Source organism: Azohydromonas lata (genome assembly GCF_034427735.1).
In the GTDB taxonomy this organism is placed as follows: domain Bacteria; phylum Pseudomonadota; class Gammaproteobacteria; order Burkholderiales; family Burkholderiaceae_C; genus Azohydromonas; species Azohydromonas lata.
Genome location: NZ_JAXOJX010000025.1, coordinates 66,638 through 80,376 on the forward strand (window position 1 = coordinate 66,638; position 13,739 = coordinate 80,376).

At 71.0% G+C, this 13,739-nt stretch carries 10 protein-coding genes; 5 read left to right on the plus strand and 5 right to left on the minus strand.

The genetic code is table 11. The annotated features are described in order from the left end of the window. Position 1: 1 nt before the first annotated feature. Positions 2-937, minus strand: a complete 936-nt coding sequence (locus tag SM757_RS15995) for a LysR family transcriptional regulator (RefSeq protein WP_322466255.1) — start codon at positions 935-937, stop codon at positions 2-4. 153 nt (positions 938-1,090) lie between these two features. Here SM757_RS15995 and SM757_RS16000 point away from each other — a divergent pair, with 153 nt between their 5' ends. The 3 genes from SM757_RS16000 to SM757_RS16010 all read left to right on the plus strand — a co-directional run bounded on the left by SM757_RS16000 (position 1,091) and on the right by SM757_RS16010 (position 4,484). Next, a complete protein-coding gene (locus SM757_RS16000) occupies positions 1,091-1,816 on the plus strand; it encodes a pirin family protein (protein WP_322466256.1) in 726 nt (241 codons plus the stop codon). Between the two features lie 186 nt (positions 1,817-2,002). Next, the gene (gene wrbA, locus SM757_RS16005; RefSeq protein ID WP_066334011.1) at positions 2,003-2,602 is read left to right on the plus strand and encodes an NAD(P)H:quinone oxidoreductase; all 600 of its coding nucleotides are present in this window, start codon (positions 2,003-2,005) and stop codon (positions 2,600-2,602) included. A gap of 250 nt (positions 2,603-2,852) precedes the next feature. Next, a complete protein-coding gene (locus SM757_RS16010; RefSeq protein WP_322466257.1) occupies positions 2,853-4,484 on the plus strand; it encodes a methyl-accepting chemotaxis protein in 1,632 nt (543 codons plus the stop codon). Between the two features lie 440 nt (positions 4,485-4,924). Here the strand turns inward: SM757_RS16010 and SM757_RS16015 are convergent, their stop codons facing one another. The 3 genes from SM757_RS16015 to SM757_RS16025 form a co-directional block, all read right to left on the minus strand. After that, the gene (locus SM757_RS16015; protein WP_322466276.1) at positions 4,925-6,658 is read right to left on the minus strand and encodes an FAD-dependent oxidoreductase; all 1,734 of its coding nucleotides are present in this window, start codon (positions 6,656-6,658) and stop codon (positions 4,925-4,927) included. Between the two features lie 216 nt (positions 6,659-6,874). Next, positions 6,875-7,729 (minus strand): gamma-glutamyl-gamma-aminobutyrate hydrolase family protein, encoded by an 855-nt coding sequence (locus tag SM757_RS16020; RefSeq protein ID WP_322466258.1) that lies wholly within the window; start codon positions 7,727-7,729, stop codon positions 6,875-6,877. Then, positions 7,726-8,496, minus strand: coding sequence for a gamma-glutamyl-gamma-aminobutyrate hydrolase family protein (locus tag SM757_RS16025; protein ID WP_322466259.1), 771 nt, complete (start codon positions 8,494-8,496; stop codon positions 7,726-7,728). The genes SM757_RS16020 and SM757_RS16025 overlap by 4 nt, the downstream gene beginning before the upstream one ends. A gap of 220 nt (positions 8,497-8,716) precedes the next feature. On the opposite strand from SM757_RS16025, the gene SM757_RS16030 reads away from it, so the two are divergent. Further along, positions 8,717-8,854 (plus strand): hypothetical protein, encoded by a 138-nt coding sequence (locus SM757_RS16030; protein WP_157118806.1) that lies wholly within the window; start codon positions 8,717-8,719, stop codon positions 8,852-8,854. A 7-nt stretch (positions 8,855-8,861) separates the two neighbouring features. On the opposite strand, the gene SM757_RS16035 is transcribed toward SM757_RS16030, so the two are convergent. After that, the gene (locus tag SM757_RS16035; RefSeq protein ID WP_322466260.1) at positions 8,862-9,818 is read right to left on the minus strand and encodes a pseudouridine-5'-phosphate glycosidase; all 957 of its coding nucleotides are present in this window, start codon (positions 9,816-9,818) and stop codon (positions 8,862-8,864) included. Positions 9,819-10,051: 233 nt separating this feature from the next. On the opposite strand from SM757_RS16035, the gene SM757_RS16040 reads away from it, so the two are divergent. Then, the gene (locus tag SM757_RS16040; protein ID WP_322466261.1) at positions 10,052-13,567 is read left to right on the plus strand and encodes a PAS domain S-box protein; all 3,516 of its coding nucleotides are present in this window, start codon (positions 10,052-10,054) and stop codon (positions 13,565-13,567) included. The last annotated feature ends 172 nt before the right edge of the window (positions 13,568-13,739 follow it).

A 13,739-nucleotide genomic window follows, 5' to 3' on the forward strand; every position in this document is an offset into this window, starting at 1 on the left:
GTCACCCGTGCGCGGCCGCGTAGCTGCGGCCCACGCTGGCCAGCAGCGCGGCGATGGCGTCCTTGTCAGCCAGCCGCTGCCGCCACCACTCCAGCGCCTTGCCTTGCGCGCCCACGCGCCAGGCCACGCTCATGGTCTCCGGCGTGCGCTCGTTTTCCACGCGCTTGCGCACCAGCACGCCGGCCTGCAGCAGCCCCTGCACGCAAGGCGCGGGCAGGTAGCCCACCCCTAGACCTTCGGCCTGCAGCCGCAGCTTGGCGCGCAGCGTGGGCACGGTGATGGTCTGCTGCCCGCTGAGCAACCCGGCACTGCGCACGGGCAGTTGGCGCGCCGAGTCCGCCACCACCACGCCGCGGTGGCGGCGGATCTGCGCCTCGGTCAGCGGCTCGTCCTCGCGCGCCAACGGGTGAAACGGCGCGATGCAGAACCAGAAAGGCACCTGCGCCACCTCGCGCGCCAGGTAGCCGCCGCCGGCCGGACCGGCGCCCGTGGCCAGCGCCAGGTCGCAGCGCGCCTGCAGCAGCGACTCCCACGTGCCCGTGAGCGCCTCCTCCTGCACGCGCAGCCGCGTCGCGTCCGCCACCTCGCAAAACGCCGCCATGTGCGGCGCCAGGATCTCGGTGGGCACCATGCTGTCCACCGCGAGCTGGAACGTGCTCTCCCAGCCCGCGGCCACGCGCTGCACGCGGCACTCCAGGTCGCTGGCCGCCTGCAGCAGCAGCCGGCCGTCCCGCACCAGCTCGCGCCCGGCCTCGGTGATCTCCACGCGGGGCCCGTTGCGCGTGAAAAGCTGGACCTGCAAATCCTGCTCTAGCCGCGCCACCGTGTAGGAGATGGTGGAGGGCACCTTGTGCAGCTCGTCGGCCGCGGCGCTGAAGGAGCCCTTGCGCGCGATGGCGTCCAGCAGCTCCAGCCCCTCCAGGGTCAGCTTGCCCATGCAAGGCCCTCATTTTTCATTTTCGATGAATTCGATGATGAGCACCGAACACTCTCATGCTCAAGCTTGATGAGGATCAACACAATGCATCCATGTCGTTGATGTACGGCATCAAATCGTAGATCGAAACCATCGAAGGAAAGGGTCAACACCATGATCACGCTGCGCAAGTCTTCCGACCGGGGCCACGCTCAACACGGCTGGCTGGACAGCCGCCACAGCTTCTCCTTCGCCGAGTACTACGACCCGGCGCACATGGGCTTTGGCAACCTGCGCGTCATCAACGAAGACAAGGTGGCGCCGGGCAGCGGCTTCGGCACGCATGGCCACCGCGACATGGAGATCGTGAGCTACGTGCTCGAAGGCGAGCTGGCGCACAAGGACAGCATGGGCAACGGCAGCGCCGGCGGCGCCAACGCCGGCGTCATCCGCCCCGGCGACGTGCAGCGCATGAGCGCGGGCAGTGGCGTGCTGCACAGCGAGTTCAACCACGCCAAGGACCGCACCACGCACTTCCTGCAGATCTGGCTGCTGCCCAGCCGCCGCGGCGTGGAGCCGGACTACGAGCAAAAGCACTTCGACGCCTCGCTGCGCCGCGGGCGGCTGCTGCCCATCGTCACGCCGCAAGGCGAGGGCACGTCGCTGCGCATCAACGCCGACGCCTCCATCGCCGCGGGCCTGTTCGACGGCGAGGAGTCCGCCACCGTGGCGCTGGACCCGGCGCGGCTGGCCTACGTGCACGTGGCGCGCGGCGCCATCAAGGTCAACGGCCACGCGCTGCAGGCCGGCGACGCCGTCATGCTCGACGGCGAGACGCAACTGGCGCTGCGCCGCGGGCAGGACGCCGAGGTGCTCGTGTTCGACCTGGCGCGCCTGTAAGCGCCGCCGCCTGCGCATTCCCGGGAGGCGGCCTCCCCAGCGGCGGGGCAGCCGGCACGTGGCTTGCCGCCGCCATCGCCCCATCGTTCCCGTCCATTCCCGCCCACGGGTGCCGGGCTCAGCCCCGGTGCCTCGACCCCGCAGCAGGCCCCGCACGGCCTGTGCATCACTACCCAGGAGATTCAAATGGCCCGTGTTCTCGTTCTGTACTACTCGTCCTACGGCCACATGGAAAAGATGGCGCAAGCCGTGGCCGAAGGCGCGCGCGGCGCCGGCGCGACGGTGGACGTGCGCCGCGTGGCCGAAACCGTGCCGGAAGAGGTGGCCAAGAAGTCGCACTTCAAGCTGGAGCAGGACGCCCCCGTGGCCAGCGTGGCCGAGCTGGAGCAGTACGACGCCATCGTCATCGGCTCGCCCACGCGCTACGGCCGCATGGCCTCGCAGATGGCCGCCTTCCTGGACCAGACCGGCGGCCTGTGGGCGCGCGGCGCGCTCAACGGCAAGGTGGGCGCGGCCTTCACCTCCACGGCCACGCAGCACGGCGGCCAGGAGACGACGCTGTTTTCCATCATCACCAACCTGCTGCACTTCGGCATGGTGGTGGTTGGGCTGCCGTACAGCTTCCAGGGCCAGATGCGGCTGGACGAGGTCGTGGGCGGCGCGCCCTACGGCGCCACCACCATTGCCGGCGGCGACGGCTCGCGCCAACCCTCGCAGACCGAGCTGGACGGCGCCCGCTTCCAGGGCGAGCTCGTGGCCCGCACGGCGGCCAAGCTGTTCGGCTGAGCACGCCTGCCGCGGCGCCGGGCGCGCCGGGCCGCGCCGCGGCTTGCATACAGCTTTGCGTCCAAAAAGTCGTGACCAACTAGACACTTTTTGGATTTATGCGCGCCACATGCGAATTACGCACGAAGCAGCTTGGATGTAAGTCAACCGGAAGGATGGCTTGGCCCAAGAGAATGCGCCGCTTCCCCGGTGTGCGTTGCCTGTGTTGGCGGTGTTGCCGGAGACGACAACACCTGGAGGCCGCGCTGCCATGAAAGTCAACTTGCCCGTCACGGGCCGTGAATACGGCATACCCCCTGGTGTGACGCTGATGTCCACCACGGACGTCCACGGCAACATCACCTACGCCAACGCGGCCTTCATCCATTCCAGCGGCTTCGAGCTTGGCGAGCTGATGAAGCAGCCGCACAACCTCGTGCGCCACCCCGACATGCCCGCGCAGGCCTTTGCGGACATGTGGGCCTCGCTCAAGGCCGGCCAGTCGTGGACGGCGGTGGTGAAGAACCGGCGCAAGAACGGCGACCACTACTGGGTGCAGGCCAACGCCACGCCCATGCGGCGCGAGGGCCAGCTCGTGGGCTACATGTCGGTGCGCACGCCCGCCAGCCGCGAGCAGATCCAGGCGGCCGAGGCGCTGTACGAGCGCATGCGCAACAACCAGGCCGGCGGGCGCAAGGTGCATCGCGGGCTGGTGGTGCGCACGGGGCTGCGGGCGTGGATGTCGGCGTTGCAGGTGATGTCGCTGCGCCAGCGCATCGTGCTGGCGCTCGGCCTGGGCTGCGGCGTGGCGGCGCTGCCGGCGCTGCTGGGCGCGGCCACCGGCGTGCAGTCGCTCATCGCGGTGGGCGCGGCGTTGGGCGGCATGCTGGTCAGCGGGCTGGTGCTGCAGGCGCAGGTGGTGTCGCCGGTGCGCGACATCCTGGCGCACGCCAACAACGTGGCCAGCGGGCTGACCGCGCCGGCGCAGCCGTTCAACCGCGTGGACGAGATCGGCCTGCTCATGCGCGCGGTCAACCAGGCGGGGCTGAACCTGCGCGCGGTGGTGGACGACGTGGCCGAGCAGACCGACGGCGTGGCCAGCGCCAGCAGCCAGATCGCCGCGGGCAGCACGGACCTGAGCCGGCGCACCGAGGCCTCGGCGGCCAACCTGGAGGAAACGGCGGCCTCCATGGAAGAGATCACGCAGACCATCAGCCACAACACCGAGATGGCCGACGAGGCGCGCCGCGTGTCGGAGCAGGCCTTCGACGTGGCCGCCCACGGCGGCGAGGCCATGCAGCAGGTGCGCTCGGAGATGGCCGGCATCCAGAGCCACAGCCAGCGCATCTCCGACATCAGCGGCGTGATCGACGGCATTGCCTTCCAGACCAACATCCTGGCCCTGAACGCCGCGGTGGAAGCCGCGCGCGCGGGCGAGGCGGGGCGCGGCTTTGCGGTGGTGGCCGGCGAGGTGCGCTCGCTGGCGCAGCGCTCGGCCACGGCCGCGCGCGAGATCAAGGCGCTGATCGACGAGACGGTGCAGCGCGTGGACTCCGGCGGCCGCCACGTGGAACAGGCCGGCGCGACCATGGAGCGCATCGTGGAGCAGGTGCGCCGCGTCTCCAAGCTGGTGTCGGAGATTTCGGACGCCTCCATGCAGCAGGGCCTGGGCGTGGCGCAGATCCACCAGGCGCTGATGGAGCTGGACGGCACCACGCAGCAAAACGCCTCACTGGTGGAGGAGAGCGCCGCGGCGGCCTCGTCGCTGAGCCGCCAGGCCGAACGCCTGGCCGAGGCGGTGACGCTGTTCCGCGACTCCGGCCGCCACAACGGCCCGGCCCCCGCGCCGGCGCAGCCGCAGCAGCGCGGCGTGGGCGGTGGGGCGCCGGCCTGGAGCGTTTGAGGCGCTCAGGCACTGTTTTTTTTGGGCGGCTACGAGCAGCCGCCCCACCGCAGGCCGTCGCAGATGAGGCCTTCATGCCTGTGAAAGCGCACTGCTGTCCGGGGAAAACGTAACAGCCAACGCGTTGCCCGTTGGGAGTGCAGTCCGTCAGCCCATACGCCGTCATCCCGGCGAAGGCCGGGATCCACGAACGTTGCCATGTCACCCTAGATGCGTTAACGACGCACTCCAGCGCCTCCACGCCCGCACCTCGGTTCGCGTGGATCCCGGCCTTCGCCGGGATGACGGCACTTTTCTACGGCCTGACCCTCTGTGCGGCCCCTGTTACGTTTTCCCCGGACAACCGTGCGCCTGCGTGGGAATGACGCAATGGGGTGCGGCGCGCCTTGGCTGACGGGATGCCCCGCCCCACACGGTGTTTCCCCAACCGGCCGAGCCGTTTACAGCCCCGCCAGCACCTGGTGAATCTGCGCCACCGCCGCCGCCCCTTCGCCGATGGCGGCGCCCACGCGCTTGACGGAGCCGGCGCGCACGTCCCCCACCGCGAACACGCCCGGCACGCTGGTTTCCAGCGGCGCGGGCGGCGTGTCGCCCTTGCGCCGTTCCACCGCACCACCGGTGCGCACGAAACCTTGTGAATCGAGCTCCACGCCGCAGCCCTGCAGCCAGTCGGTCTCCGGGTCGGCGCCGACGAACAGGAACAGGTTGCGCAGGTTGCGGCGGCTTTGCTCGCCGCTTTGGCGGTGGCGCCAGGTGACGGCCTCCAGCCCCGAGTCGCCGCCTTCGAGTTGCGTGATCTCGGTGTGCGTGAGCAGCTCGATGTTGGGCGTGGCCTCTATGCGGTCTATGAGGTAGCGCGACATGCTCGCGGCCAGCCCGGCGCCGCGCACCAGCATGTACACGCGCGACGCATGGCCGCTGAGGAACACGGCCGCCTGCCCGGCCGAATTGCCCCCGCCCACCAGCGCCACCTCCGTGCGCGCGCACATGCGCGCCTCCACCGGCGAAGCCCAGTACCACACGCCCCGGCCCTCGAAATCCTCCAGCCGCGGCACGCTTGGGCGCCGGTAGCGCGCGCCGCTGGCCACCACCACGCAGCGCGCGCGCAGGCGCCGGCCGTCGGTCAGCTCCACGGACAAGGGACCGGCCGCACCCGCGCCCGCCCCGGCGTCGCCTCCGTCCACCGGCTTGGCCGCCTTGGCCGCGGCGGCGCCGCGCTGGTCCTGCCCCGCGGCCGCGTTCGCGTCTGTGCCAGCGCCCGCCTCGCGGTGGCATTGCAGATGCGCCACCTGCGCCGGGATGAGCATGCGCGCGCCGAACTTCTGCGCCTGCACGTAGGCGCGCCCGGCCAGCGCCTGGCCGGAGATGCCGGTGGGAAAGCCCAGGTAGTTCTCGATGCGGGCGCTGGCGCCGGCCTGCCCGCCGAAGGCGCGGCAGTCGAGCACGGCCACCAGTAAACCTTCGGAGGCGGCATAGACGGCGGTGGCCAGGCCCGCGGGGCCGGCGCCCACGATGGCCACGTCCACCACCTCGGCCAACGTCGCCTCGTCCACCATGCCCATGCAGCGCCCAAGGGCCTCGTTGTCCGGGTTGAGCAGCACCGAGCCGTCGGGGCACACGGCCAGCGCGTCGGCGGGCGCGGCGCCGTACTGGGCCATGAGCGAGGCGGCCTCGGCGTCGCGGGTGGCGTCCAGGTGCTGGTAGGGGTGGCCGTTGCGGCGAAGAAAGTTCTGCAGCCGGAGCAGGTCGGCCGAGTCCGGCCGGCCTATGAGCACGGGGCCGCTGGCGCCGGCCTCGATGAGGCCCACGCGGCGCAAGATGAGCGAGCGCACCATCCGCTCGCCCAGGTCGGCCTCCGCGATGATCAGCGCGCGCAACTGCTCCGGCGGCAGGCACAGGGCGTGCACGCCCTCCTGCGCGCGGGCGTCCACCAGCGAGGGCTTGCCGGTGAGCGAGCCCACCTCGCCCACGAAGTGCCCGGCGCGCATGGTGATGATGGGGCGCTCGTGCCCCAGCCCGTCGCGCTGCACCACCTCCACCGCGCCCTGCAGCAGCACGTACAGCCCCGCGCCGGGCTGGCCGGCCTGCAGCAGCAGGCTGCCGGCGTCGAAGCTGCACTCGTGCGCAAAGCGGCGCATGCGCTGCACGTCGGCCGCGCTCAGCAGCGGGAACATCTGGTGGCGGCGAGAGAGCAACTCGCTGGGGGCCTGGTCGGGTGCCGTTGGGTCCGCGGCGGAAAGCTCGGCGGCGGGCGTGGTCAGGTCTTCCGGCATGGGGGCGTTCTCCTGGGCGGGGCGGTTGCAGGCAGGCCGTGCGCCCGCTCGTGGGTCAGTGGCGGGGCAGCGGCGGGGCAGCGCGCCAAGGATGCACCTGCCCGCGAGGCGGACGATTCAAGCTGTTTCGCGCGCGGCGGCAGCGGCTTGCGCCGCCGTGGCCCGCAAACGCGCCCAACACGCGTCCACGAAGGCTTCCATGATCCGTCCGTAGCGCGGGTGCAGCTGGTGGCCCCATTCGGGATGGAATTGGAAACCCCAGGCGAACTGCGCCGCGTCGTGCCAGCGGAAGGCCTCCACCAGGCCGTCGTCGGCATGGGCCTCGGCCACGAGCCCCGGCGCCAGGCGCTTCACGCCCTGTGAATGCAGCGAGCTCACCGCGAAGCGCTGGCAGCCGGTGATGCGCTCCAGCTCGCCGCCGGGCACGACGCCCACCTCGTGGCGCTCGGCGTACTGCTGGGCCAGCGATTCTTCCGGGTCTTCCCAGTGCACCACGCCGCCGCCCAGGGCCTGCAGCCGCTGGTGCAGGCTGCCGCCCATGGCGACGTTGATCTCGTGCGAGCCGCGGCAAAAGCCGATCAGCGGCACGCCACGCTCGATGCACAGGCGTATGAGCGGCAGCGAGACGGCCTCGCGGTCGGGGTCGAATTCCATGTCCTCGCTGACGGGCTCCTCCGCGTAGTGGCGCGGATGCACGTTGGTGGCCGAGCCGCCCAACATCACGCCCTGCACGTGCTCCAGCATCAGCGGCAGCCGTCCGGCGGGCACGCGCGGGAAGCACACCGGCTGCAGCCCGCGGCTGACCAGCGTGCGCAGGCCGCCTTCGTCCATGACGGTGTAGGGCTGCGGGTGCCCGTGCTCGTTGCCCAGCTCGCGGTGGCTGGCCACGACCCAGACGCAGGGCACGGCCTCGGCCGGAAGTCCGGTGGCGATCGCGGTGGCGGCGGCGCAGTGGGAGTCAGCGGACGTCATGCGCAAGGCCCCATGCGCCGGCGGCAATGCTCTGCGCAGGCCTGGGCAAAGGCCTGCAGCGTGCGCTGGTAGAAGGGCGTCTGCTCGTGCCGCCACTCCGGGTGCCACTGCACGCCATAGGCGAAGGCCCGCGCGCCTTCCACGTGCACGCCTTCCACCAGCCCGTCCGGCGCCATGGCCTCGGCCATCAGCCCCTGGCCCAGGCGCTTGATGCCCTGGCCATGCAGCGAATTGACCATGGCGCGCTCGCCGCCGGCCCACTCCATGAAGGCGCTGCCGCTCTTGAAGATGACTTCGTGCCGCACGGCGAACTGCACCTCTTCCGGCTCGCCTTCTGGCTCCCGGTGGTCCAGGAGGCCGGTTTCGACGTGCACCTGCTGGTAGAGGCTGCCGCCCAGGGCGACGTTCATCTCCTGCAGCCCGCGGCACACACCAAAGAGCGGCGTGCCGGCGGCAACGGCTGCGGGGACGAGCGCCATGGTCAGCCGGTCGCGGCGCGGGTCCAGCAGGTCCGAGGCCAGGGCCGAGGCGCCGAAGTGCGAGGCCTCGACGTTGGAGGGCGAGCCCGTGAGCAGCACGCCGTCCACCAGCGGCAGCAGGTCGGCCACGTCGGCCGCGCCCGCCATGGGAAACAGCACCGGCTGCAGCCCCAGCCCGCAGACGGCTGCGGCATAGCGGTCGGCCAGCACGGTGTAGCCGCCGGGGTCGCAGAGGTCGAGGTTGCGGTGGCAGGCCGGCAACCAGACGAGAGGTTTGTGCGCGGACATGCGCCCCATGGTTCACACCGGCAGCGGCCGGGAACATCGGAAAGGGGCGGGCGCGGCTGTAGGACGGGGCCGATACCGGCGCGGCCAGCGCGCATGTCGCAAACGCACAAGACCGTGTCGCATCCCTACGACCGAAGCGCGCCGGCGGTTTCTATATTGGGGGCGTGGATGTTTGAAAATGAGCGCGCGAAGGCATCCATGAAGTCAACGGAGTTGAATCATGAAAGTCATCGCCGAATCAGCGCTGAAAATATTGCTGCGCCGCAGAAACTCGTCCGGCCCGCTGCGTGACACCACGCGGCAATTGATACGGCAGACGATTGCGCAAATTCACGCCGAGGAGCGCGGCCGGGTTTGAAATTGCTTCAAACCCACATGCCGGTTTTTCCGCCGCGCCCGCGGCCCAATTCCATCGCGAGTTTCGCCCCCATCGCCGCGTTGTTTTTCACCAGCGCGATATTGGCCGCCAGGCTGCGCCCCCCGGTCAGCGCCTTGATGCGGGCCAGCAGGAAGGGCGTCACCTCCTTGCCGGCGATGCCGCGGGATTGAGCCTCCGACAACGCCTGCTCGATGATGGCGTCGATTTCATCGCGGGCCATCGCATCGCTTTCCGGCACGGGCACGCCCACGACCACGCCGCCTTTCAAACCCAGATCCCACTTGGTGCGGACGATGCGGGCCATGACCGCCGGGTCGTCCACGCGGCGATCGGCCTTATAGCCGCTGTCGCGCGTATAAAAGGCCGGGAAATTCTCCTGGCCCACGGAAATCACCGGCACGCCGTGGGTTTCCAGGTATTCCAGCGTCAGGCCGATATCGAGAATGGATTTGGCCCCGGCGCAGACCACGGCCACGGACGTGCGGGCCAGCTCCTGCAAATCGGCCGATATATCCATGGTCTGCTGCGCCTGGCGGTGCACGCCGCCAATGCCGCCGGTGACGAACACCTCGATGCCCGCGAGTTGCGCGCCAATCATGGTGGCCGACACGGTGGTGGCGCCCATCTCGCCGCTGGCCAGCACGGCCGGTAGATCGCGGCGGCTGACCTTTTGCGCCTGGCCGCTGCGGCCCAGCAATTCCAGCTCGTCGTCGGCCAGGCCTATGCGCAGGCGGCCGTCCATCACGGCGATGGTCGCGGGCTCGGCGCCGTGCGTGCGTATGACGGCTTCCACCTCGCGCGCCGTGCGCACGTTCTCCGGGTAAGGCATGCCGTGCGCGACGATGGTGGATTCCAGCGCCACCAGCGGCCGCCCGGCCGCGCGCGCGGCGGCAACGGCGGGGCTGTCAACGAGCCAGGGGCGGGCGGTGTCCGGAAGGGGCATGGGCAAGTCCTTATGTGCTGCGGCGGTGCAAAGCGCCGGCAGTGTGCCGCAGCTTCCGGTGTTCCAAGCCGTGGGCGCGGCGCCTGGCGGGCGCTCCCGTGGCCGTGCCCCACGGCCCGGGCTGGGCATCTGGTTTGCCGCCCCGCTGCGCAATGACTGGCCCAGGACGAACCCGCGGCCCTCGGGAAACAGCCAACCGTCCACGCAGCAGTACAGGGAGCACCGCCAGGCCGATGAACGAAGAAGTCCGCCGCCTGCGCACGCTGCACGAGCTGGGCCTGCTGGACACGGCGCCGCAGGCCGAGTACGACGATCTGGCCCGCCTGGCCGCCACGCTGTGCGGCACGCCGTCGGCCGCGCTCACGCTGGTGGACGAGCACCGCACCTGGCCCAAGGCCACCTTCGGCCCGCCCATGCCGGAGGTCTCGCGCGAGGACTCCCTTTGCGCGCGGGCGCTGGGGGCAGGGGACTTCTTCGAGGTCGAAGACGCCACGCGCGACGCGGCCTTGAGCGGCCTGGCCCCGGTGAGCGGCCCGCCGCACATTGCCTTCTACGCCTGCGTGCCCCTGGCCCTGGCCGACGGCGCTCGCGTGGGCGCGCTCTCGGTCTTCGACACCCGCGCGCGGCGCCTGGACGAGGCAGCGCGCGACTGGCTGCGCACCCTGGCCCGCCAGGCCGTGTGCCTGCTGGAGCGGCAACTGGAGCGCCGCCGCCACGAGGAAACGGCGCAGCAACTGGCCGACATCCAGTCGCTCAGCCACGTGGGGACCTGGTCGCTTGAGCTGGCGTCGGGCTCGGTGCAGTGGTCGGCGGAGGTGTTTCGCATTCTTGGGCTGGACGAGAGCACCTTCGTGCCCTCGCGGGAGGCGTACTTCGCGCTGGTCCACCCCGAGGACAGGCCGCGCCTGGAGCACGCCATCGCGCGCGCGGGCGAGGCGCCCATGGACCTGCGCGTGCGCGTGCTGCGCCCGGACGGCAGCCGGCGCTGCGTGCACGAGCGCGCCGCGCTGCGCGAAGGCCCCGAGCCCTTCGGCCAGCGGCTGGCCGGCACCATCCAGGACGTTACGGCCGAGCACGAAGCCCTGCTGGCGCTGCAGCAGCGCCAGCAGGCGCTGGAGCGCGCCGGCGAGCGGCTGCGCCTGGCCTGCGAGATGGGCCACCTGGGCACCTGGGAGTTCGACGTGCTGCGCCAGCGCCTGCACGGCGACGCGGAGTACCTGCGCATCCTGGGCTTCGAGCCGGCGGAAACGCCCACGCCGCAGCAGGTGATCGCCCTGTTCGAGCCCGGCCACCAGCGCGCCATCGCCCTGGCCTTCGAGCAGGCCTGCGAGCACGGCACGCCTTACGACCTGGTGCTCAAGTTCACCTGCCGCAAGGGCCTCACGCGCTGGACGCGCTCGGTGGGCAAGCCCGTGCGCGGCGTGGCAGGCCCGGGCGCCGGCTCGAGCGCGGTAGTGCGGGTGCACGGCATCTTCCAGGACATCTCGCAGCAGGTGGAGGCGGTGGAGGCGGCCTACCAGGTCGGCCGGCAACTGGAGGCCACGCTGGAGCGCATGAGCGACGCCTTCTACCTGCTCGACGGCCACTGGCGCTTCCTCTACTTCAACGCCGCGGCCGAGCGGCTGCTGGGGCGCAGCCGGCGCGAGCTGCTGGGCCACACCCTGTGGGAGGCCTTCCCGGCCACCGTGGGCTCGCCGCTGGAGCAGCTCTACCGCGCCACCATGGCCGACGGCCGCACGCGGCGGCTGGAGTTTCACTACCGGCCGCAGGACCGCTGGCACGACATCTCGGCCTTCGCCACCGACGAGGGGCTGGCCGTCTATTTTCGAGACAACACCGAGCAGCACGTGCAAATGCAGAAATGGCGGCTGTTGGCCGAATCCATGCCCATCGTGGTGTGGACGGCGCGGCAGGACGGAACGCTGGACTTCGCCTCCTCACGCCTGGCGCGCTACACCGGCGTGCCGGTGGAGCAGGTCATTCCCCAGGGCTGGCTGGCGCTGGTGCACCCCGACGACAAGGGCGCCGTGGTGCAGCGCTGGGGCGAGGCCGTGAAGCAGTTGAAACCCTTCGAGATCGAGTACCGGCTGCGCCGCTTCGACGGCGCCTGGCGCTGGCACCTCATCAGCGCGCAGCCGGTCAACATCGACGGCGGCGCCACCATGGCCTGGTATGGCTCCTCGGTGGACATCCACGACCACAAGCGGCTGGAGCAGGAGGCGCGCGCCCTGGCCACGCGGCTCACGGCCACGATGGAGAGCATCACCGACGGCATCTTCTCGCTGGACGACGGCTGGCGTTTCACCTACGTCAACGGCCAGGCCGAGGTGTTCCTGGCGCGCCGGCGCGGCGAGCTGCTTGGGCGCACGGTGTGGGACGAGTTCCCCGAGGCCGTGGGCTCGCGCTTCCAGCGCGAGTACGAGCTGTGCATGCGCACGGGCACGGTGGTGCGCTTCGAGGAGCACTACCCGCCGCTGGGCAAGCGCTACGAGGTGTCGGCCTACCCCTCGGACGACGGCGGCATCACCGTGTACTTCCGCGACGTGACGGAGCGCGAGCAGGCCGAGCGGGAGCGCGCCGCGCGCCGCACCGCCGAGCAGGCCAGCGAGGCCAAGAGCCGCTTCCTGGCGCGCATCAGCCACGAGCTGCGCACGCCGCTCAACGCCATCCTGGGCTTTGCGCAGATGATGGAGATGGATGCCGACGCACCCTTGCGCGGCGCGCAGGCCGAGCGGCTGCGCAAGGTGCACGCCGCCGGGCGCCACCTGCTGGCGATGATCAGCGAGATCCTGGACCTGGCCAGCATAGAGGCCGGCAGCACGCCGCTGGCGCTGCAGGCGCTGGACCTGCATGCCCTGGTGCGCGGCAGCTTGGGCAGCGTGGAGCCGCTGGCCGAGGCCGCGGGCGTGCGCCTCATCAACGACGTGGGTGCCGGCGCCCCGGCCGTGCTGGCCGACGGCCTGCGGCTGCACCAGGTGCTGCTCAACCTGGCCGCCAACGCCGTCAAGTACAACGTGCGCGGCGGCTGGGTGCGGCTGTCGGCGCGGGAGGAATCGGGGCGCGTGCGCATCGAGGTGGCCGACTGCGGCCGCGGCCTCACCGACGAGCAGCTCGCGCATCTCTTCCAACCCTTCAACCGCTTGGGCGCGGAGAAGACGGACATCGAGGGCGCGGGCCTGGGGCTGGTGATTGCCAAGGGGCTGGCGCAGCTCATGCAAGGCGAGCTGCATGCGGCGCGGCGCGAGGGCGGGGGCAGCGTGTTCACGCTGGAGCTGCCGCGCGCGCACCCGCCTGAGGCCGCTGTGCCGGCCGTGGCGCAGCCCGCCGCGGCACCGCAGGGCGGGCCCGCGGGTGGCGAGGCGGCGGTGCCCGCCGCGCCGGCCTCGGTGCTCTACATCGAGGACGACCCGGTCAACGCGCTGCTGGTGAAGCACATCCTGGCGCTGCGGCCCAACTGCACGCTGCACGAGGCCGCCGACGGCGCCGCCGGCATCGCGATGGCGCGTCGGCTGCAGCCGGACCTGATCCTGACGGACATGAACCTGCCCGACATGACGGGCTACGAGGTGCTGGCGGCCCTGCGGGCGGATGAGGCCACGCGCGACCTGTGCTGCATCGCCCTCTCGGCCGACGCCATGCCCGACAACGTGAAGCGGGCGCTGGCGGCGGGCTTTGCGGATTTCTGGACCAAGCCGATTGACGTGCCGGGGTTCTTGATGCGGCTGGATGGGCTGCTGGGCAAGAAGTGAGCCCTCTGCAGGCACCACCGACCGTGTGTTTACTTGAGCGCCAGCTAATTTATGTATTTGCAAAATTCGGCTTTGGCTGACATATATGTCATGCCAAAACGCTCCGGCGCCATCGACAGCCTGCCCTCCGCCGTGCTGGCACACCTGCGCCGCCTGGGCGAGGACTTGTCCA

What these genes read in the sequence shown, in the direction of transcription:
- wrbA (WP_066334011.1), top strand. Translation starts at nt 2,003, where the DNA reads ATGGCCCGTGTTCTCGTTCTGTACTACTCGTCCTACGGCCACATGGAA.
- SM757_RS15995 (WP_322466255.1), bottom strand. Translation starts at nt 937, where the DNA reads ATGGGCAAGCTGACCCTGGAGGGGCTGGAGCTGCTGGACGCCATCGCG.
- SM757_RS16000 (WP_322466256.1), top strand. Translation starts at nt 1,091, where the DNA reads ATGATCACGCTGCGCAAGTCTTCCGACCGGGGCCACGCTCAACACGGC.
- SM757_RS16020 (WP_322466258.1), bottom strand. Translation starts at nt 7,729, where the DNA reads ATGACGTCCGCTGACTCCCACTGCGCCGCCGCCACCGCGATCGCCACC.
- SM757_RS16030 (WP_157118806.1), top strand. Translation starts at nt 8,717, where the DNA reads ATGAAAGTCATCGCCGAATCAGCGCTGAAAATATTGCTGCGCCGCAGA.
- SM757_RS16015 (WP_322466276.1), bottom strand. Translation starts at nt 6,658, where the DNA reads ATGTTCCCGCTGCTGAGCGCGGCCGACGTGCAGCGCATGCGCCGCTTT.
- SM757_RS16035 (WP_322466260.1), bottom strand. Translation starts at nt 9,818, where the DNA reads ATGCCCCTTCCGGACACCGCCCGCCCCTGGCTCGTTGACAGCCCCGCC.
- SM757_RS16040 (WP_322466261.1), top strand. Translation starts at nt 10,052, where the DNA reads ATGAACGAAGAAGTCCGCCGCCTGCGCACGCTGCACGAGCTGGGCCTG.
- SM757_RS16010 (WP_322466257.1), top strand. Translation starts at nt 2,853, where the DNA reads ATGAAAGTCAACTTGCCCGTCACGGGCCGTGAATACGGCATACCCCCT.
- SM757_RS16025 (WP_322466259.1), bottom strand. Translation starts at nt 8,496, where the DNA reads ATGTCCGCGCACAAACCTCTCGTCTGGTTGCCGGCCTGCCACCGCAAC.